Here is a 19373-nt window from a genome sequence, read left to right as displayed (position 1 = left end):
AAAGGAGCCTGCCATGCTGATTGTTGCCGACGAAAATATCCCGCTACTCGATGCCTTCTTCGCAGGTTTCGGTGAAATCCGCCGGGTACCGGGACGTGCTATCGACCGCGCCACCGTCGAGCAGGCCGATGTGCTGTTGGTGCGCTCAGTGACCAACGTCAACCGCGCATTGCTCGAAGGCAGCAAGGTGCGCTTCGTCGGCACCTGCACCATCGGCACCGATCACCTGGATCTGGATTACTTTCAACAGGCCGGCATTAGCTGGTCCAGCGCGCCAGGCTGCAATGCCCGGGGTGTGGTCGATTACGTGCTGGGCAGCCTGCTGACCCTGGCCGAAATCGAAGGTGCCGACCTGGCTCAACGCACCTATGGTGTAGTCGGCGCCGGCGAAGTGGGCGGGCGGCTGGTCAAGGTTCTGCAAGGTCTGGGCTGGAACGTGCGGGTCTGCGATCCACCACGGCAAGCCGCCGAAGGGGGCGATTACGTCAGCCTCGAGCAGGTCATCGAGCAATGCGACGTCATCAGTTTGCATACTCCACTGACCAGGCAAGGTCCTCAATCGACCTGGCATCTGTTTGATAAAAACCGTTTGAGCCAGCTCAAGCCGGGCACCTGGCTGATCAACGCCAGCCGTGGCCCGGTCATCGACAACGCCGCTCTGCGTCAGGTGTTGTTGGTGCGTGAAGACCTGCAAGCGGTGCTGGATGTCTGGGAGGCTGAGCCCCAGGTCGATGTGGCTCTGGCCGAGTTGTGTGTGCTGGCGACGCCACACATTGCCGGTTACAGCCTCGACGGCAGACAGCGCGGGACGGCGCAGATCTATCAGGCCCTTTGCGCATTCCTCGGGCAACCGGAACAGATCCACCTGAGCGACTTGCTGCCAGCGCCGTGGTTGTCGGCCGTGTCGCTGAACGGGGACAGCGATGCGGCCTGGGCGCTGGCAATGTTGTGCCGTGGCGTGTACGACCCGCGCCGTGACGATGCGAATTTCCGTCGCAGCCTGGTCGGTAATGTGAATGAGCAGCGTGCAGCGTTTGATGCACTGCGCAAACATTACCCGCTACGGCGTGAGATCGATGGGTTGAAGGTGCGGATCGAGGGGGATTCGCCGGCGTTGCAGCAGATCGTGGCGGCGTTGGGGGCTTCGGCTGTCTGAGTACCGCGTTGGCCTTATCGCGGGCAAGCCACGCTCCCACAGGTCATGCGTCAATTTTGAAATCACGGTAATCCTGTGGGAGCGGGCTTGCCCGCGATAGGGCGCGCAGCACCCTCAAAAGGCACCCATAAAAAACCCGGCTGAACGAGCCGGGTCAAGAAGACGGTGGCTATATCACTCTTGTTCGGCAGGCTTGACCAATCGCTTCTCCAGTTCGCGGCAAGCGTCCTGGATCATGTTTTCAGTGATCGGTACTTCGCGCCCATCCTTATCAATAATCGAGCAACCCAAAGACTGGTCTGGCTGCGTGCGGATCACTGGAATCTTGTCATCGCTGCTGTTTTGCAAGGACATGGCCTGTCTCCTCATCAGGTTTGTGCTTACTGTAAAACCGCCAGGTGACCGGGCTATGACAACTTCCTGCGATCTCAGGGCGGCATCTTCAGTCCATCAGAAATACCCGGACCTTTCCACCCGGACTTTAGACCAATAATCTCTAGCCACTAGTCTTGGCGGTCATAATTAACCTGACTCATTATGATTTACAGCGTTCAATCCTATTGCTCGGTGTAGGCTGGTTGGGTCAAAGCCTACTGGTCGCACCTTCGGATGATCCTCATGCTTTCTTCCCGTCACCGCCGCGCCATTCGTCTGGCCAGCCGTTTCCTCGTACCTTATCGCTGGCCGGCCTTGGGCGCTTTGCTGGCGTTGATCGTCACTGCCGGCATCACCTTGTCCATGGGGCAGGGGATTCGCCTGCTGGTGGATCAGGGTTTCATGACCCAGTCGCCGCATTTGCTCAACCGCTCCATCGGCGTGTTCATGCTGCTGGTGGTCGGTCTGGCGATGGGCACCTTTGTACGGTTTTACCTGGTGTCCTGGATCGGCGAACGCGTTGTCGCTGACATCCGCCGACGGGTATTCAATCATCTGGTCTACCTGCATCCGGGATTCTATGAAGACAACCGCAGTTCCGAGATCCAGTCACGGCTGACCGCCGATACCACGCTGCTGCAATCGGTCATTGGCTCTTCGCTGTCGTTATTTCTGCGTAACGGGTTGATGGTGATCGGCGGGATTGTCTTGCTGTTCATCACCAACCCCAAACTCACCAGCATCGTGGTGGTCGCGTTGCCGCTGGTGGTCGCACCGATCCTGATTTTTGGTCGACGGGTGCGCACGCTTTCGCGTCAGAGCCAGGACCGGATTGCCGACATCGGCAGCTATGTTTCCGAAACCCTGAGTCAGATCAAAACTGTGCAGGCCTACAACCATCAGGTTCAGGACGAGCAACGTTTTGCCACAACGGTGGAAGAGGCCTTCAACACCGCCCGCAAGCGTATTTTCCAGCGCGCCTGGTTGATTACCTTGGTGATTCTGCTGGTGTTGGGCGCGGTGGGGGTGATGCTCTGGGTTGGCGGCATGGATGTCATCGCCGGGCGGATTTCCGCGGGTGAGCTGGCAGCGTTTGTCTTTTACAGCCTGATCGTCGGCGGTGCCTTTGGCACGCTGAGTGAAGTGATCGGCGAACTGCAGCGTGCAGCAGGGGCGGCGGAACGGATTTCCGAGTTATTGCGTTCGCAAAACATCATCCAGCCACCGACCCAGGGAGTGGTGACGTTGCCCGAGCGGGTGAAGGGCAATCTGGTGCTGCAAGATGTGCGCTTTTCCTACCCCTCGCGTCCGGAAAGTTTTGCTGTTGATGGTTTGAATCTGACGATCAACGCCGGCGAAACCCTGGCATTGGTCGGACCGTCCGGCGCTGGCAAGTCGACCGTGTATGACCTGCTATTACGCTTTTACGACCCCGTCGAAGGACGCATCCTGCTGGACGGTGTGCCTCTGCCCCAGCTTGATCCTCTGGACCTGCGTCGCTGCTTCGCCCTCGTCTCGCAAACCCCGGCGCTGTTCTTCGGCAGCATCGAAGAGAACATCCGCTACGGTCGCCCGACGGCGACTTTGGCCCAAGTTCAGGAGGCCGCGAAAATCGCCTACGCCCACGATTTCATCGAGCAAATGCCCAACGGCTACCAGACTCACCTCGGCGACGCGGGGCTCGGTTTATCCGGCGGGCAACGCCAGCGCCTCGCCATTGCCCGAGCGCTGCTGGTAGATGCGCCGATCCTGCTGCTGGACGAAGCCACCAGCGCCCTCGACGCCCAGAGCGAGCACCTGATCCAGCAAGCCCTGCCCAGCCTGATGAAAAATCGCACCACGCTGGTCATCGCCCACCGGCTGGCCACGGTGAAAAACGCTGACAGGATCGCGGTGATGGATCAGGGGAAAGTGGTGGCGGTGGGGACGCATCAAGAGTTGATTGCGAGTAATGCGCTGTATGCACGGCTGGCGGCGTTGCAGTTCAGTGACGGCAAGGTTGAAACCGATCTGCGAGCTTAGGCGCTGCGGGGCCGGACGATCTTTTCGATTCCATCAAAGATCGAAATGGTCAGGAGGTTTAAATAAATATGGTCGCGTTCGGGCATTATGTCGGCCTCAGTTGCGAGCCTGGATGAGGATATGAGCCGTTATCAACCACCGTTGACCCTGACCACAAGAATATTGGCGTTGATCGCCGAAATCAGTGAGCAGATTGGTCGGCTTTCGGCGATGGATGATCGTCGGCAAACGCCTCAACTACGCCGTAGTAATCGAATTCGTACGATTCAGGCTTCTTTGGCGATCGAGAACAACACCCTGAGCATTGAACAGGTGACTGCCGTTCTGGCCGGGCAGCGTGTGCTTGGTCTGCCACGAGAAATCCAGGAAGTACGTAACGCCTTTGCAGCCTATGAATCGATGCTGCAGTGGCTGCCGAGCAGCCGGTCCAACCTGCTCCAGGCGCATCAGATGTTGATGCAGGGATTGATTGACGACGGTGGACGGTTTCGTCAAGCCGGGGTCGGCATCTACCGTGGCGAGAAATTGGTTCATATGGCGCCGCCACCGAGTCGCGTTGGGCTTTTGATGGATGATTTGCTGGCATGGCTCGCAGCTTCGGACTGGCATCCATTGATCGCTAGCTGTGTTTTTCACTACGAGTTTGAGTTCATCCATCCTTTCGCCGACGGTAATGGGCGTATGGGTCGCCTTTGGCAGACCTTGATACTCAGTCAATGGCGACCGGTGCTGGCTTATCTGCCGGTCGAAGCGGTAATTCGAGAGCAGCAGGACGATTATTACGCCGCATTATCGGCAGCCGACCAATTGGCCGAATCAACACCTTTTGTCGAGTTCATGTTGCAAGCGCTGAGCCTTGCACTTGAAGAGGCAGCCCGGAGCGAACCAGTAACCGACCAAGTAACCGACCAAGTAACCGACCAAGTAGCGAAACTCCTTTCGGCTCTCCATGGAACCGGCCCGTTAAAGGTCAATGAGTTGATGCAAGAGGTCGGATTGGCTCACAAGGCGACCTTCCGGGCTAACTATCTTAAACCGGCGTTAGCTGCTGATTTGATAGAAATGACAAACCCCGAGTCGCCCAATAGTCCGGCTCAACGGTATCGCTTGACCGAACTCGGCAAGCAGATCGCGGCACGATCAAGATCTGTGTAGGAGCTAGCTCCTACATATCCGGCATATCCGGCATTACCGCTTATTGATCGTCGAAATACCGCTCATGCCAATCCACCAGTGGTTGCGGTGAGTTGAGCTTCTGGCCATAGATCACCGAGTACGACAGCACGTTTTGCACATACTGGCGGGTTTCGTCGAAGGGGATGCTTTCCACCCATACATCGAAGCTCAGGTGATCGGCACCACGCAACCATTGTCGTACGCGGCCGGGACCGGCGTTGTAGGCGGCGGAAGCGAGGACGCGGTTGCCGTTGAACTGGCTGTGGACCTGGCTCAGGTAAGCGGCGCCGAGCTGGATGTTCTTGTCTGGATCGAACACTTGCTGCGGCGATGCGAGGGGAATGCTGAACTTGCGTGCGGTTTCCTTGGCGGTGCCGGGCATCAGTTGCATCAGACCGCTGGCACCGACGCCGGAGCGCGCGTCGGCCATGAAGGCGCTTTCCTGGCGAGTGATGGCGAATACCCAGCTCGAGTGCAGGCCACGGACCTTGGCTTCACGGACCAGGGTTTCGCGGTGGGCCATCGGGAAGCGAATATCCAGGTCGTCCCAGTATTTCGCCTGACTGATGGTGCGGATCGCCGGGAAATACCATTTCAGGTCATAAGCCAGTTTCGCCTGGGCGACCATTTCGTCACGGCTGAAGTGCCGGCTGACGTGATACCACTCGCGACGACCGTCGACGATCTGCCCGCGGGCATGGAATTCCAGGGCGCGTCGTATGCCGGGAGTATTGCGCACCTTGTTGATCAGCGCTTGGCTGAGTACCAGCGGTTTGTTATTCAGCGTATAGGATGATTGCGAGCGATCGGCTGCCAGGAAACCGTAGAAATCGCGCTCGCGAGCCAGGTTCTTGTAAAGCGTCTGTACTTCCGGATTCTGTGGCTGGGCCAGTTCCAGACTGCGAGCCTGCCAGTAACGCCAGCGGTTGGTGGTGGCCAGGTCTTGAGGTAAACGGCGGGTCAACTCATACGCATCGTCCCAACGGGCCAGGCGCAATAGCAGGCGCAAGCGCCATTCGGAAACAGTGTTGTCGCGCAGTTCCGGGTCGTATTTGGTCATTACATCCAGTGCGCGGCTGTCGAAACGCCGAGCCAGAGTCAGGCCGATTTCCCGCGCAATCGCGACTTTTTCGTCACGGGAAAAATGCATGCTGTTGGCGTAACCGTCGAGCAGCGCCATGGCCTTGTCCGGATCCTGACGAGCCAGGCGGCGCAGGCCGAGGCTGACGATGTCGGACATCGGTTCATCGGCTGGGGTGAAGCGCGACGGCTGATTGAGCAGCTCGGGTTTCTGCGCCACATCCACCAGCAGGCGACCGCGTGGGGCGAGGGTCGTCAGGCCATTGATCAGTCTGTTGGCCAGCGCATAATTGCGCGCCTGGGCGGCGAGCTTGGCGCGTTCCCAGCGTTTCTGTTCGGTCAGTTGACCCTCGGCGGCCCACATGCCGAACAAACTGTCGCAAGCTTCGGGCTGGGTTTTGCCGCTCAGCCAGAGCTTTTCGGCGTTGGCATAGCCTTCGACCTTGCGGTTATGGCTGATCTGATACTGCGCGTTAAGGCAGTCCAGCTCGGTGAAATTGAGCTTGGGATCGTAATACTTGACGAAAGTCGCCCAATCGCCGCGTTCGGCCAGCCAGCGCAACCAGCGTAATTTCATCCAGTTGGCCTGGGGCAGGTCGCCGTGTTCGGCGAGGAACTTCTCGATTTCAGCATTGCTTGCGGTTTTCAGCCGCGCGGTCAGTTCGTCATAAGCCAGATAGGGCTCCAGCGGATAATCGCTCAGGGCCTGTCTGTAACGGAAATAAGGACTGGAATCGCCTTTGGCCAAGGCGCGCTTGGCTTCATCGTAATACTGGCGTTGGGTAGACAAGTCCACCGCCTGAGCGGATTGAACGGCAGCGGCTGTAAGAAGCAAACATGAAAAAAAACTGAAAAGGCGACTGCGCATGTGACGTCCGGGCAGAGAAATCATGACAAGTGCAGGTAAATTTCTGCACTAATAATCTCTAGCTTAGCCTTTTGCCAGCAAGGGGTGAAAGCTTTGCCGAGCTGTCGGTGCAAGTTCGCAACAATTGTTGTGCAGAGTGCTTCGACATCGAAATTGCCGGCCTTCTGCGCTCTCAAGTCAGGTAGAATGCGCGCCCGGTTTTTGGAGAAGCTCATGACCCTGCTCAAATTCAGCGATGTGTCCCTTGCTTTCGGCGCTACGCCGTTGTTGGACAAGGTGTCCTGGCAGATCGCCCGTGGTGAGCGGGTGTGCATCATTGGCCGCAACGGCACTGGAAAGTCCAGCATGATGAAGCTCGTCAAGGGCGACCAGAGGCCCGATGACGGCTCTGTTTGGCGCGCACCTGGCCTGAAAATTGGCGAATTGCCGCAAGAATTGCCGGTAGCCGACGAGCGGACCGTGTTCGACGTGGTTGCCGAGGGCCTGGACGGCGTCGGCGAGTTGCTCGCCCAATATCACCACCTGAGCCAGAACATCGTCACCGACGCCGACCTGGACAAACTGATGCACGTCCAGCATGACCTCGAAGCCCGCGACGGCTGGCGTTTGCAGCAATTGGTCGACAGCACCCTGAGCCGCTTGCAATTGCCGGCCGACAAGACCCTCGCCGAACTGTCCGGCGGCTGGCGTCGCCGCGTTCTGCTGGCTCAGGCTCTGGTTTCCGAGCCGGATCTGCTGCTGCTCGACGAACCGACCAACCACCTGGACATCGGTGCGATCGCCTGGCTCGAAGAAGCGCTGAAGGATTTCCAGGGCGCCGTGTTGTTCATCACGCACGACCGTTCATTCCTGCAGAACCTGGCAACCCGCATTCTGGAACTTGATCGCGGTGGCCTGATCGACTGGAACGGCGACTACGCCAGTTTCCTCGTGCACAAAGAGGCGACCCTGGCCGCTGAAGAAACCGCCAACGCGCTGTTCGACAAGAAGCTGGCCCAGGAAGAAGTCTGGATCCGCCAAGGCATCAAGGCTCGCCGTACCCGTAACGAAGGCCGTGTCCGCGCCCTGAAAGCCTTGCGCGTTGAACGTAGCGAACGTCGTGAACGCACCGGCAAGGCCAACATTCAGCTGGATACCGCCGAAAAATCCGGCAAGCAGGTCATGGTCCTCGAGAACGTGAGTTTCGCTCACCCGGGCGGTCCGTTCCTGATCAAGGATTTCTCGATGGTGCTGCAGCGCGGCGACCGTATCGGTCTGCTCGGCGCCAACGGTACCGGCAAGACCACATTGCTGAAACTGATGCTCAGCGGTCTGCAGCCGACCAGCGGCACGGTGGAAGAGGGAACCCGCATCGACGTGGCCTACTTCGACCAGTTGCGCCATCAGCTGGATCTGGAAAAGACCGTGATCGACAACGTGGCCGAAGGTCGCGATTTCATCGATATCGATGGTCAGAGCCGCCATGTGCTGAGTTATCTCGGCGACTTCCTGTTCAGCCCCCAGCGTGCCCGCACGCCAGTCAAGGCGTTGTCCGGTGGTGAGCGTGCCCGTCTGTTGCTGGCCAAACTGTTCAGCAAACCGGCGAACCTGCTGGTCCTCGACGAACCGACCAATGACCTGGACGTGGAAACCCTCGAATTGCTGGAGGAGGTCTTGTTGACCTTCAACGGCACCGTGCTGATGGTCAGCCACGACCGGGCATTCCTCGACAATGTGGTCACCAGCACCCTGGTCTTCGAAGGCGAGGGTAAGGTTCGCGAGTACGTCGGTGGTTATCAGGACTGGCTGCGTCAGGGCGGTTCGCCGCGCCTGCTGGGCGTGACCGAGAGCAAATCCGGCAAGGCCGACCTGAACTCGGCTGTCGTCACTGCTGAACCAGTGCCTGTCGCTGCGGCAGTAGAGGCGCCGGTGGCAAAGAAGAAGCTCAGCTACAAGTTGCAGCGTGAGCTGGAAATGTTGCCGAGTCAGATCGAAGCCATGGAACAGCAGATCGTGGTGGTTGAAGCGCAGATGGCGGATGCCGGCTTCTACCTGCGTCCTGCTGCCGAGACTGCGGCGGTGATCGCTCAACTGGAGCAGTTGCAGGCTGAACTCGACGCGATGGTCGAGCGCTGGGCCGAGCTGGATGCCTGATTGATCCGGTGTTAAAAAAGCCCGGCGTTCAGTGATGAACGCCGGGCTTTTCGTAGGAGCTGCCGAAGCAGCTCCTACAGGGGTGTTGTGTTATCAGCTTTTGATCAGGCGCACCGCCAGCACATCGCAAGGCGCGCCATGCAGTACGTCATTGGCGGTGGAGCCGAGCAACAGCGCCAGACCGTGTCGGCCATGACTGCCCACCACGATCAGGTCGCACGCTTGCTCCTTGGCGAGGTGGTGAATCTCCTGGCGCGGCTGGCCGTAGGTCAAGTGGCTGTATTCCTTGGAGAGTTCCGGGTATTTCACGATCAGCCGATCAAGACGCTCCTTGGCCTGATCGAACTGTTGCTGTTGCAACTGGGAAAGGTCCATCGGCACGTCGCCGCCAAAGGCCATCGCCATCGGTTCGACAATATGCACCAGCGACAGCTTGGCGCCATTGCTCACCGAGAGCTCGCGGGCTCGATGGATGACAGGATCGCACTCTTCGGTCAGGTCTACAGCGACCAGAATATGGTGGTAGGGCATGAGGTGCTCCTCCTGAGGATTGCAATATTGGTAAGTATGGCTGGTTTCAAGCGCATTGGTTTCAAAGTGACTCAATGGGCTCATCAAGAATCGGGAGTACACATATGACGGTCTGGATAGTGGTGTCAATCCTGCTGGTGGTGCTGAGTCCGCTGGTCTGGTTGCGACCCTCTCGTGCTCAGAGCGGGCGCATGGCCCTGCGCATGGAGGCGCGGCGTATTGGCCTGTCCATGCAGCTGGCGCCCCAGCAATGGCCTCACTGGCTGAGCGAGGAGCCGCCGAGCCCTTGCGCCCAATACCATCGGCCGCGCCGTGGCACGCGACCGGCGTGCTGGAGTTATTGGCAGAAGGCGCCGGGCGTGTGGGTCAATCAGTGGCAAGAAGTCTGTGAGGATGGAAGGCTGCTGAATCATTTCGAAAAATTGCCTGCCAATGTCTACAAGATCGAAGCGGACAAGCAAATGATTGCCCTGTATTGGGGCGAGAAGGGCGAAGCCGAAATTCTGCAACAGATTGATACCACGCTCAAAGCTCTCGCCTGAAACTCGATCCGTAGCAGCTGTCGAGCCTGCGAGGCTGCGTCCGTCTGCGAAGCAGTCGTCAATCGGGCACCGTGGGTCCATCAGGCTGATCGTGCGCTCAGGGTTTACGACGACTTCGTCGCCGAACGCAGTCTCGCAAGCTCGACAGCTGCTACGGAGGCAATAAAAAGCCCGACATCATCATCGGGCTGAGGTTGGCCAGGCAGGCCGGTAATTCTTTGTGAACTGATCTTACGCTGGGCATTCGTCCAAAGCGTTCAAATTTTTTTCTTCAGGACCCCGCCAGCGTAGCTTGTTAAACACAGGCTGCGCTAATTAGGGCGAATTTTCTAACGATTGATTCTATGAATGGCCTCACATGCGTAAGCGTGTTGCAGGGCTTCGTGGTACGGAAGTGACCGGAAAGTCGCGTTTCAACCAGTATTTTGGGCGATTGACAATTGCCGGAAATTCCGTGAAGGTGACACACCCAAATCAAACGGGCGTATGAATTGAGCGTTTGTATTACAGAGCGCTCCTACAGAATCCCGACTATCGCGTTGGCGGGTGTGCCGGGTGAGTTGGCGTTAGCATCGACGATAAGCGTCCTTGCCGAGCCAGTCGCCTGCGTCCGACGTGTACTGTTCAGCTTCCATATCGTGGAGATCAGTTGATGATTTACGAAGGTAAAGCCATCACGGTTAAGGCTCTTGAAAGTGGCATCGTCGAATTGAAATTCGATCTCAAGGGTGAGTCCGTCAACAAGTTCAACCGTCTTACCCTGAACGAACTGCGTCAGGCTGTAGACACCATCAAGGCAGATGCTTCGATCAAGGGTGTGATCGTCAGCAGTGGCAAGGACGTATTCATCGTCGGCGCCGACATCACCGAATTCGTCGACAACTTCAAGCTGCCGGATGCAGAGCTTGTTGCTGGTAACCTCGAAGCCAACAAGATTTTCAGCGATTTCGAAGACCTCAACGTCCCGACGGTTGCCGCGATCAATGGCATCGCACTGGGCGGCGGTCTGGAGATGTGCCTGGCGGCAGATTTCCGTGTCATGGCCGATACCGCCAAAATCGGTCTGCCGGAAGTCAAGCTGGGCATCTACCCAGGCTTCGGCGGTACTGTGCGTTTGCCGCGCATTATCGGTGCCGACAACGCTATCGAGTGGATTGCCGCCGGCAAGGAAAACCGCGCTGAAGACGCGTTGAAAGTCGGTGCCGTCGACGCCGTGGTCGCCCCGGAAAAATTGCAGGAAGCGGCTCTGAACCTGCTCAAGGGCGCCATCTGTGGCGAATTTGACTACAAGGCCAAGCGTCAGCCGAAACTCGAAAAACTCAAGCTCAACGCCATCGAACAGATGATGTCGTTCGAAACCGCCAAAGGTTTCGTGGCCGGTCAGGCAGGCCCGAACTACCCGGCACCGGTCGAAGCGATCAAGACCATTCAGAAAGCCGCGAACTTCGGTCGCGACAAGGCGCTGGAAGTCGAAGCCGCCGGTTTCGTCAAACTGGCCAAGACTTCTGCCGCGCAGAGCTTGATCGGTCTGTTCCTGAACGATCAGGAGCTGAAGAAAAAGGCCAAGGCCTACGACGAAATCGCTAAGGACGTGAAGCAGGCCGCCGTATTGGGCGCCGGCATCATGGGGGGCGGTATCGCTTATCAGTCGGCCTCCAAAGGTACGCCGATCCTGATGAAAGACATCAACGAGCATGGCATCGAGCAAGGTTTGGCCGAAGCCGCCAAGCTGCTGGTGGGGCGCGTTGATAAAGGTCGCATGACACCGGCGAAAATGGCCGAAGTGCTCAATGGCATTCGTCCGACCTTGTCCTACGGCGATTTCGGCCACGTCGACCTGGTCGTCGAAGCCGTTGTCGAGAACCCGAAGGTCAAGCAAGCCGTTCTGGCCGAAGTTGAAGACAAGGTCAAAGAGGACACCATCCTGGCGTCCAACACCTCGACCATTTCCATCACCTTGCTGGCCAAAGCCCTCAAGCGTCCGGAAAACTTCGTTGGCATGCACTTCTTCAACCCGGTGCACATGATGCCGCTGGTTGAAGTGATCCGTGGCGAGAAGTCCAGCGAAGCGGCCGTTGCCACTACCGTTGCCTACGCCAAGAAAATGGGCAAGAACCCGATCGTCGTCAATGACTGCCCAGGCTTCCTGGTCAACCGCGTGCTGTTCCCCTATTTCGGCGGTTTCGCCAAGCTGGTCAGCGCCGGCGTGGACTTCGTGCGCATCGACAAGATCATGGAAAAATTCGGCTGGCCGATGGGCCCGGCCTACCTGATGGACGTGGTCGGCATCGACACCGGTCACCACGGTCGCGACGTCATGGCGGAAGGCTTCCCGGATCGCATGAAGGACGATCGCCGTTCGGCCGTCGACGTGCTCTATGAAGCCAAGCGCCTGGGCCAGAAGAATGGCAAGGGTTTCTACGCCTACGAGACCGACAAGCGCGGCAAGCAAAAGAAAGTCGCCGATCCTTCGGTGCTGGAAGTGCTCAAGCCAATCGTGTTCGAACAGCGCGAGGTCACTGACGAAGACATCATCAACTGGATGATGATTCCGCTGTGCCTGGAAACCGTGCGTTGCCTGGAAGACGGCATCGTCGAAACTGCCGCCGAAGCCGACATGGGTCTGGTCTACGGTATTGGTTTCCCTCCATTCCGTGGCGGTGCGCTGCGCTACATCGACTCGATCGGTGTTGCAGAGTTCGTTGCCCTGGCTGACCAGTACGCTGATTTGGGCGCGCTGTACCACCCGACCGCGAAGCTGCGTGAAATGGCCAAAAACGGTCAGAGCTTCTTCGGTTAAGCGCCCACACTAGAGCGAGAGTGAACGTATATGAGCTTGAATCCTAGAGACGTCGTGATTGTCGACTTCGGTCGTACGCCGATGGGCCGCTCCAAGGGCGGCATGCACCGCAACACCCGCGCCGAAGACATGTCGGCGCACCTGATCAGCAAATTGCTGGAACGCAACGTCAAGGTCGACCCGAGCGAAGTTGAAGACGTGATCTGGGGCTGTGTGAACCAGACCCTGGAGCAGGGCTGGAACATCGCCCGCATGGCGTCCCTGATGACGCAGATCCCGCACACCGCCGCCGGCCAGACCGTCAGCCGTCTGTGTGGCTCGTCCATGAGTGCTCTGCACACCGCTGCACAAGCGATCATGACCGGTAATGGTGACGTGTTCGTGGTGGGTGGCGTCGAGCATATGGGCCATGTGAGCATGATGCACGGTGTCGATCCTAACCCGCATATGTCACTGTACGCGGCGAAAGCCTCGGGCATGATGGGCCTGACCGCAGAAATGCTGGGCAAAATGCACGGCATTACCCGCGAACAACAGGACGTCTTTGGCGTGCGCTCTCACCAGCTCGCCCACAAGGCGACTCTGGAAGGCAAGTTCAAGGACGAAATCATCCCGATGCAGGGCTACGACGAGAACGGTTTCCTGAAACTGTTCGACTACGACGAAACCATTCGTCCGGAAACCACCCTGGAAAGCCTGGCAGCGCTGAAGCCAGCGTTTAATCCGAAGGGCGGCACCGTGACAGCGGGTACTTCGTCGCAGATCACCGACGGTGCTTCGTGCATGATCGTCATGTCGGCGCAGCGTGCCCAAGACCTGGGTATCCAGCCGATGGCAGTGATTCGTTCGATGGCAGTGGCAGGTGTGGATCCGGCGATCATGGGCTATGGTCCAGTACCGGCAACGCAAAAAGCACTGAAGCGCGCGGGTCTTGGTATCAACGATATCGACTTCTTCGAGCTCAACGAAGCTTTCGCCGCACAGGCGCTACCAGTGCTGAAAGATTTGAAAGTGCTCGACAAGATGAACGAGAAGGTTAACCTGCACGGCGGCGCGATCGCCCTGGGTCACCCGTTCGGTTGCTCCGGTGCCCGTATCTCTGGCACCTTGCTGAACGTAATGAAGCAGAATGGCGGCACCTTCGGGGTGGCTACCATGTGCATTGGTCTCGGCCAAGGCATCTCCACCGTCTTCGAACGCGTCTAAGCGTTTCGCTGATGGAAGCCGGGGCCAAGTGCCCCGGTTTTTGTTTTTCCGGATTTATTTTGTTTTTATTTTGAAAAAATTTCAGTGAGGGCCAAAACATGCCGATACAACCTGGGCTCTACGAACATTACAAAGGCCCGCAGTACCGCGTATTCGGTGTTGCGCGGCATTCGGAGACCGAAGAGGAAGTGGTCTTCTACCAAGCCCTGTATGGCGATTATGGCTTTTGGGTGCGCCCCTTGAGCATGTTCCTGGAGTCGGTCGAGGTTGACGGCGAACAGGTGCCACGCTTTGCTTTGGTGCAAGCCGAACCGAGCGTTTTTCCGCAGCCATAAGGAGCGTGCGCGCAGAACCCTGCGCTTGACCTCACCTTGTAGCCACTATATATAGCGGTGCCGCGTCAGGCGCCAACCGCCTTTCACTTCTAGAATTCAGGAATTTTCTGATCCATGGGCAAATCGCTGGTCATTGTGGAATCCCCGGCTAAGGCCAAGACCATCAACAAGTATCTGGGTAACCAATACGTGGTGAAGTCGAGTATCGGCCATATCCGAGACCTGCCCACCAGCGGTTCGGCTAGCGCCAGCAAAGAGCCTGCCGCCAAGCGCGGCAAGGCCGCCGCAGGTGAAGGTCCGGTGCTCACGCCGAAAGAGAAAGCGCGCAAGCAGCTGGTCTCGCGCATGGGCGTCGATCCCGATCATGGCTGGAAAGCCAAGTACGAGATCCTCCCGGGCAAGGAAAAGGTCATCGAAGAGCTGCGCCGGCTCGCCAAAGATGCTGACACCATCTATCTCGCAACCGACTTGGATCGCGAGGGGGAAGCCATTGCCTGGCACCTGCGCGAAGCCATCGGTGGTGATGACAGCCGCTACAAGCGCGTGGTGTTCAACGAAATCACCAAAAAAGCGATCCAGGAAGCCTTTTCCGAACCGGGCGAGCTGGACATCGATCGAGTAAACGCCCAACAGGCGCGTCGCTTCCTCGACCGCGTGGTGGGTTACATGGTTTCGCCGCTGCTGTGGGCCAAGGTCGCCCGTGGCTTGTCTGCCGGTCGCGTGCAATCGGTTGCCGTTAAACTGGTGGTCGAGCGTGAGCGTGAAATCCGCGCGTTCAACCCGGAAGAGTACTGGGAAGTCCATGCTGACCTCGGCACCGCCAAGGGCGCGACCGTGCGTTTCGATGTGGCTCGTGAGAAAGGCGAAGCCTTCAAGCCGCTCAACGAAGCCCAGGCCATGGCCGCACTGGAAAAGCTCAAGGCTTCCAGCTTCAGCATCGTCAAGCGCGAAGACAAACCGACCAGCAGCAAGCCGTCGGCACCGTTCATCACCTCCACCCTGCAACAGGCGGCGAGCAATCGCCTGGGCTTCGGTGTGAAGAAAACCATGATGATGGCCCAGCGTTTGTACGAAGCCGGCTACATCACGTATATGCGTACCGACTCCACCAACCTCTCGGCCGATGCCGTGACGATGGCGCGTACTTATATTGAAGGCGAATTCGGCAAGAAGTACCTGCCGGAGAACCCGAACGTCTACAGCAGCAAGGAAGGCGCACAAGAGGCTCACGAAGCGATTCGTCCGTCCGACGCCAATACCGAGCCAAGCAAGCTGTCGGGCATGGAGCGTGATGCTGAGCGGCTCTACGAGCTGATCTGGCGCCAGTTCCTCGCTTGCCAAATGCTGCCGGCACAATACCTGTCGACCACGGTTACCGTTGGTGCCGGCGACTTCGAGCTGCGCGCCAAGGGCCGCATCCTGAAGTTCGACGGTTACACCCGCGTCATGCCGCAAATTGCCAAACCAGGCGATGATGATGTGCTGCCGGACATGGCCCAAGGCGACGCGATGAAGCTGATCAAGCTTGATCCGACCCAGCACTTCACCAAGCCGCCGGCGCGTTACTCGGAAGCGAGCCTGGTTAAAGAAATGGAAAAGCGCGGCATCGGTCGTCCTTCGACCTATGCGGCGATCATTTCGACCATCCAGGACCGCGGTTACGTGGCGCTGCACAACCGTCGTTTCTATTCGGAAAAGATGGGCGACATCGTCACTGAGCGTCTGGCCGAGAGCTTCTCCAATCTCATGGACTACGGCTTCACCGCCGGCATGGAAGAGAACCTCGATGACGTGGCTCAGGGCGAGCGCGACTGGAAAAACGTGCTCGACGAGTTCTACGGCGACTTCAAGAAGAAACTCGAAGTAGCCGAAAGTGCCGAAGGCGGCATGCGCGCCAACCAGCCGGTGATGACTGACATTCCATGCGTGTTGTGCGGTCGTCCGATGCAGATTCGTACTGCTTCGACGGGCGTGTTCCTCGGTTGCTCGGGCTATAGCCTGCCGCCGAAAGAGCGCTGCAAGGCCACCGTCAATCTGGTGCCGGGCGATGAAATCGCCGCGGACGACGAGGGTGAGTCCGAATCGCTGGTCCTGCGTGGCAAGCATCGCTGCCCGATCTGCAGCACGGCCATGGACGCTTACCTGCTCGACGAAAAGCGCAAGCTGCACATCTGCGGTAACAACCCGGATTGCTCTGGCTATGAAATCGAAGAGGGCACCTATCGCATCAAAGGCTACGAAGGGCCAAGCCTGGAGTGCGACAAGTGCGGTAGCGAGATGCAGCTCAAGACCGGTCGCTTCGGCAAGTTCTTCGGTTGCACCAACGCCACCTGCAAGAACACCCGCAAGCTGCTGAAAAGCGGCGACGCGGCACCGCCGAAGATGGATCCGGTGAAGATGCCTGAACTCAAGTGCGAGAAGGTCAACGACACCTATATCCTGCGCGACGGTGCTTCCGGTTTGTTCCTGGCGGCCAGCCAGTTCCCGAAAAACCGCGAGACCCGTGCCCCGTTGGTGATGGAGATCGTGCCGCACAAGGATGAGATCGATCCGAAGTACCACTTCCTCTGCGAAGCGCCGAAGAAAGACCCGGATGGCCTCCCTTCGGTCATTCGTTACAGCCGCAAGACCAAAGAACAGTACGTGCAGACTGAGGTCGACGGAAAACCGACGGGCTGGAAGGCGTATTACGACGGCGGCAAGTGGACGGTTGAAGACAAGCGTCCATCAGCCAAAGCTTAAAAGCCTGTACGCAAAAGGCCGCATGACAACCCTCGGGTTTTCATGCGGCCTTTTGTTTTGGGCTTGCGGGAAGCTCAGGTGATCCACGACACTGTCTGACCTGCGTGAAGCAATTATTTCGTTGTGGAGGCTGCCGTCATGGCCCACGAACTCTATACCCGTACCAACCAGAAGATTTATTTTGCCGGCTTATCGCTCGAAGCGCTGGCCAAAGCCGAAGAGGGGCGGGCGATGAATTCCCTTGCGCTGATTCAGGCCGGGCGCGAATCGGCGTTGTTTCACTTGTACGGCGCGCTGTTGGGGTTGTGCCATGAAATCGCCGGTTTCTATCGCCTGCCCCAGGCCAATGCGCCGCGGGCAGAGATGCTGCTGACTCGCGAAGTGCTCGAAACCATCGCTATACCGGAAATGGCCGAGATGGTCGAACTGGCGCAAAACCCGGAAACCTGGTTGGCGAAGCTCCTGTCGGCACATGCTGCACTGTTTCAGCCGCCTCGCGCGCCGCATAAGCCCAAGGGCGATGTAACCCAGCCACTTATTCTGGCCGTTAACCTGGATGAAGAAGAGGCGCCGCAAGAGTTGAGTCGGGAAGAGTTGGAGAGCTGGCGTCAGAACCTTAAAGGTCTGGCGATTCGGTTTCGCGAAGGGTTGAACGAGTGCTGAAAGAGTGAGTGTTCAAGGATGAGTCTGCTCAAGGAAGAGTGATGTCAGAAATTTCTCTTCATGATGGCATTTGGTCAAGATCCCGAGCGAAGCTTGGCTGATGCCTATATAATCCCCGCCTTTCGTGGAGAACAGACCTTTATGCCAACGTCCTTTCTAGAAATTGTCGAGTTACCAGACGGCCGAATCGAGCTGCGCAGGGCCGAGGACGAAGGTTCTCTGGTTACTTTGGATTTCTCCGAGGATGCCAAGGTTTTCCTGCAAGGCCAGCATGTTGAAGTCGCCAAGGCGATGTTGAGTGTCGGTGTTCAGATGGCAGGTCGCCTGGTTGAAGGCGAATTTGATAAAGAAGAGGGGCCACGGGTTCTCCATTGATCCCGCCCGTCGGATTCTTCGAATACTTCTATAGATCGGCTTCTCTATCCCTGGAGAAGCCCCGCGTTGTTCAGCGCATCGTGTTTGTCAGTTAACCCAATCGAATATTCAGACTTTGCGCATCTCCGATGCGGGCAGCGTTGATCAACTGTTGTCGCGACGTTGTGTTCAGCAGGTTAAGCCAGCTGACGACTGTATGGCTGCGTCCAAGTCGCAAGGCTTCACAGGTCAGTTGCTGAGCGCTCTGCGTGCCACGCGGTTGCAGGAGCAATATGCGCTCACGGTTCAGGCCGGCGTCTCGTAACCAGGCTTGTGTAAGACTGGCGGGTGGGGCAATCAGTGTCAGCCAGCGTGCATCCTGATCCTGGCTCAGTTCCCGGAGAATGGGCGCCAGAAGGTTCAGGCAGTTCCCGGCCGCGCCGCGCAGTGACAGCTCGCTGAAAACTTCAGGCTCGGCACTCCAGGGCGATTCGACCACGTCTTTCAGGATCGGCGCCAATGGCTGCGCCATGAACGCCTCGAACAACGGCAGTTGGGCTTGCTGTGAAGTATGTGGGAACTGCATAAAGCCTCCTTTAGCGGCGAATCACGCCGACACTCAAGCCTTCGATGACCAGTTCCTGATCTTTCAGGTTGACTTCGATAGGGGCGAATTCAGGGTTTTCGGCAATCAACCAGACCTTGCTGCCGTCTCGCTTGAAGCGCTTGACGGTCACTTCGTCACCGATTCGCGCCACAACGATCTGGCCGTTGCGGGCTTCGCGAGTGGTATGGACGGCCAGCAGGTCACCGTCGAAAATGCCGATGTCCTTCATGCTCATGCCATTGACCCGTAGCAGATAGTCAGCGCGGGGATGGAAGAACGAGGGGTTGATGTTGCAGGATTCCTCGATGTGCTGCTGGGCGAGGATCGGCGCACCGGCAGCCACCCGGCCGATAATCGGCAAGCTGGACTCGTCGGCCTTGGCTTCGAAGCCGGGAATGCGGATGCCGCGGGAGGCGCCCGGAGTCATCTCGATCGCCCCCTTACGGGCCAGCGCCTTGAGGTGTTCTTCTGCCGCATTGGGCGACTTGAAACCCAGTTCCTGAGCGATTTCCGCGCGGGTCGGCGGGTAGCCGTTGTCTTCGAGGCAACGTTTGATGAAGGCCAGAATCTCTGCTTGGCGTGGCGTCAGCTTTAGCATATTGATCGCTCTGTCTTTTTATACAGTGACTGGGATTATATACAGTGAACCGGTCTTGGCAATGCCCCTTTTTTTGTCGGCCGCTGGACGGTCATTTCGCTCGCTGATTGAAGCGGCGCTGTTGTATGGTTAAATACCTGACCGACCATTCCCAAAACGAACCGCCATACTTGACAAGGCCAGGG

The 19373-nt window shown here is 58.1% G+C and carries 16 protein-coding genes; 11 read left to right on the top strand and 5 right to left on the bottom strand.

Annotated features, from left to right (window positions below; translation table 11 throughout):
* Positions 1–13: 13 nt before the first annotated feature.
* Positions 14–1156 carry a 4-phosphoerythronate dehydrogenase PdxB gene (gene pdxB / locus BZL43_RS21965; protein ID WP_095634241.1) on the top strand — a complete coding sequence of 381 codons (1143 nt, stop codon included), beginning with the start codon at positions 14–16 and terminating at the stop codon, positions 1154–1156.
* 174 nt (positions 1157–1330) lie between these two features.
* Here the strand turns inward: pdxB and BZL43_RS21960 are convergent, their stop codons facing one another.
* Positions 1331–1510: a PA1571 family protein gene (locus tag BZL43_RS21960; RefSeq protein WP_095634240.1), complete on the bottom strand. Its 180-nt coding sequence runs from the start codon at positions 1508–1510 to the stop codon at positions 1331–1333.
* A 255-nt stretch (positions 1511–1765) separates the two neighbouring features.
* Here BZL43_RS21960 and BZL43_RS21955 point away from each other — a divergent pair, with 255 nt between their 5' ends.
* Together BZL43_RS21955 and BZL43_RS21950 are read left to right on the top strand one after the other, a co-directional pair.
* Positions 1766–3553 (top strand): ABC transporter transmembrane domain-containing protein, encoded by a 1788-nt coding sequence (locus tag BZL43_RS21955; RefSeq protein WP_168185131.1) that lies wholly within the window; start codon positions 1766–1768, stop codon positions 3551–3553.
* A gap of 120 nt (positions 3554–3673) precedes the next feature.
* Positions 3674–4708, top strand: coding sequence for a Fic family protein (locus tag BZL43_RS21950; RefSeq protein ID WP_095634310.1), 1035 nt, complete (start codon positions 3674–3676; stop codon positions 4706–4708).
* 40 nt (positions 4709–4748) lie between these two features.
* Here BZL43_RS21950 and BZL43_RS21945 read toward each other — a convergent pair whose 3' ends face one another.
* Positions 4749–6677, bottom strand: coding sequence for a transglycosylase SLT domain-containing protein (locus tag BZL43_RS21945; RefSeq protein WP_095634238.1), 1929 nt, complete (start codon positions 6675–6677; stop codon positions 4749–4751).
* 213 nt (positions 6678–6890) lie between these two features.
* On the opposite strand from BZL43_RS21945, the gene BZL43_RS21935 reads away from it, so the two are divergent.
* Positions 6891–8810 (top strand): ATP-binding cassette domain-containing protein, encoded by a 1920-nt coding sequence (locus BZL43_RS21935; protein WP_095634236.1) that lies wholly within the window; start codon positions 6891–6893, stop codon positions 8808–8810.
* Between the two features lie 93 nt (positions 8811–8903).
* Here BZL43_RS21935 and BZL43_RS21930 read toward each other — a convergent pair whose 3' ends face one another.
* Complete coding sequence (locus BZL43_RS21930) at positions 8904–9341, bottom strand: universal stress protein (protein ID WP_095634235.1); 438 nt, start codon at positions 9339–9341, stop codon at positions 8904–8906.
* 104 nt (positions 9342–9445) lie between these two features.
* On the opposite strand from BZL43_RS21930, the gene BZL43_RS21925 reads away from it, so the two are divergent.
* The 7 genes from BZL43_RS21925 to BZL43_RS21890 all read left to right on the top strand — a co-directional run bounded on the left by BZL43_RS21925 (position 9446) and on the right by BZL43_RS21890 (position 18004).
* Complete coding sequence (locus tag BZL43_RS21925) at positions 9446–9883, top strand: hypothetical protein (RefSeq protein WP_095634234.1); 438 nt, start codon at positions 9446–9448, stop codon at positions 9881–9883.
* Positions 9884–10535: 652 nt separating this feature from the next.
* Positions 10536–12683 (top strand): fatty acid oxidation complex subunit alpha FadB, encoded by a 2148-nt coding sequence (gene fadB, locus BZL43_RS21915; RefSeq protein ID WP_095634233.1) that lies wholly within the window; start codon positions 10536–10538, stop codon positions 12681–12683.
* A 30-nt stretch (positions 12684–12713) separates the two neighbouring features.
* Positions 12714–13889, top strand: coding sequence for an acetyl-CoA C-acyltransferase FadA (gene fadA, locus BZL43_RS21910; protein ID WP_095634232.1), 1176 nt, complete (start codon positions 12714–12716; stop codon positions 13887–13889).
* 98 nt (positions 13890–13987) lie between these two features.
* On the top strand, positions 13988–14224 hold the full coding sequence (locus BZL43_RS21905; RefSeq protein ID WP_095634231.1) for a DUF1653 domain-containing protein: 237 nt from the start codon (positions 13988–13990) through the stop codon (positions 14222–14224).
* A 114-nt stretch (positions 14225–14338) separates the two neighbouring features.
* The gene (gene topA / locus BZL43_RS21900) at positions 14339–16966 is read left to right on the top strand and encodes a type I DNA topoisomerase (RefSeq protein ID WP_095634230.1); all 2628 of its coding nucleotides are present in this window, start codon (positions 14339–14341) and stop codon (positions 16964–16966) included.
* Between the two features lie 138 nt (positions 16967–17104).
* A complete protein-coding gene (locus tag BZL43_RS21895) occupies positions 17105–17629 on the top strand; it encodes a DUF6586 family protein (RefSeq protein ID WP_095634229.1) in 525 nt (174 codons plus the stop codon).
* 141 nt (positions 17630–17770) lie between these two features.
* Positions 17771–18004: a hypothetical protein gene (locus BZL43_RS21890; protein WP_007907774.1), complete on the top strand. Its 234-nt coding sequence runs from the start codon at positions 17771–17773 to the stop codon at positions 18002–18004.
* Positions 18005–18095: 91 nt separating this feature from the next.
* On the opposite strand, the gene sulA is transcribed toward BZL43_RS21890, so the two are convergent.
* Entirely contained in the window at positions 18096–18569 is a 474-nt protein-coding gene (sulA, locus tag BZL43_RS21885; RefSeq protein ID WP_095634228.1) for an SOS-induced cell division inhibitor SulA, read from the bottom strand.
* Positions 18570–18579: 10 nt separating this feature from the next.
* Complete coding sequence (gene lexA / locus BZL43_RS21880; RefSeq protein ID WP_095634227.1) at positions 18580–19188, bottom strand: transcriptional repressor LexA; 609 nt, start codon at positions 19186–19188, stop codon at positions 18580–18582.
* Positions 19189–19373: the final 185 nt, after the last annotated feature.

The organism is Pseudomonas sp. PICF141 (genome assembly GCF_002286815.1).
Lineage (GTDB): Bacteria > Pseudomonadota > Gammaproteobacteria > Pseudomonadales > Pseudomonadaceae > Aquipseudomonas.
Note: the sequence above shows the minus strand (reverse complement) of the source record. Positions and strands in the feature narration are given on the sequence as shown.

Excerpts from the sequence above, each read along its gene's own strand:
- fadA (WP_095634232.1), top strand. The coding sequence starts at position 12,714 with ATGAGCTTGAATCCTAGAGACGTCGTGATTGTCGACTTCGGTCGTACG.
- BZL43_RS21935 (WP_095634236.1), top strand. The coding sequence starts at position 6,891 with ATGACCCTGCTCAAATTCAGCGATGTGTCCCTTGCTTTCGGCGCTACG.
- BZL43_RS21890 (WP_007907774.1), top strand. The coding sequence starts at position 17,771 with ATGCCAACGTCCTTTCTAGAAATTGTCGAGTTACCAGACGGCCGAATC.
- pdxB (WP_095634241.1), top strand. The coding sequence starts at position 14 with ATGCTGATTGTTGCCGACGAAAATATCCCGCTACTCGATGCCTTCTTC.
- fadB (WP_095634233.1), top strand. The coding sequence starts at position 10,536 with ATGATTTACGAAGGTAAAGCCATCACGGTTAAGGCTCTTGAAAGTGGC.
- BZL43_RS21930 (WP_095634235.1), bottom strand. The coding sequence starts at position 9,341 with ATGCCCTACCACCATATTCTGGTCGCTGTAGACCTGACCGAAGAGTGC.
- BZL43_RS21895 (WP_095634229.1), top strand. The coding sequence starts at position 17,105 with ATGGCCCACGAACTCTATACCCGTACCAACCAGAAGATTTATTTTGCC.
- BZL43_RS21950 (WP_095634310.1), top strand. The coding sequence starts at position 3,674 with ATGAGCCGTTATCAACCACCGTTGACCCTGACCACAAGAATATTGGCG.
- BZL43_RS21945 (WP_095634238.1), bottom strand. The coding sequence starts at position 6,677 with ATGCGCAGTCGCCTTTTCAGTTTTTTTTCATGTTTGCTTCTTACAGCC.
- topA (WP_095634230.1), top strand. The coding sequence starts at position 14,339 with ATGGGCAAATCGCTGGTCATTGTGGAATCCCCGGCTAAGGCCAAGACC.
- sulA (WP_095634228.1), bottom strand. The coding sequence starts at position 18,569 with ATGCAGTTCCCACATACTTCACAGCAAGCCCAACTGCCGTTGTTCGAG.
- BZL43_RS21960 (WP_095634240.1), bottom strand. The coding sequence starts at position 1,510 with ATGTCCTTGCAAAACAGCAGCGATGACAAGATTCCAGTGATCCGCACG.
- BZL43_RS21925 (WP_095634234.1), top strand. The coding sequence starts at position 9,446 with ATGACGGTCTGGATAGTGGTGTCAATCCTGCTGGTGGTGCTGAGTCCG.
- BZL43_RS21955 (WP_168185131.1), top strand. The coding sequence starts at position 1,766 with ATGATCCTCATGCTTTCTTCCCGTCACCGCCGCGCCATTCGTCTGGCC.
- BZL43_RS21905 (WP_095634231.1), top strand. The coding sequence starts at position 13,988 with ATGCCGATACAACCTGGGCTCTACGAACATTACAAAGGCCCGCAGTAC.
- lexA (WP_095634227.1), bottom strand. The coding sequence starts at position 19,188 with ATGCTAAAGCTGACGCCACGCCAAGCAGAGATTCTGGCCTTCATCAAA.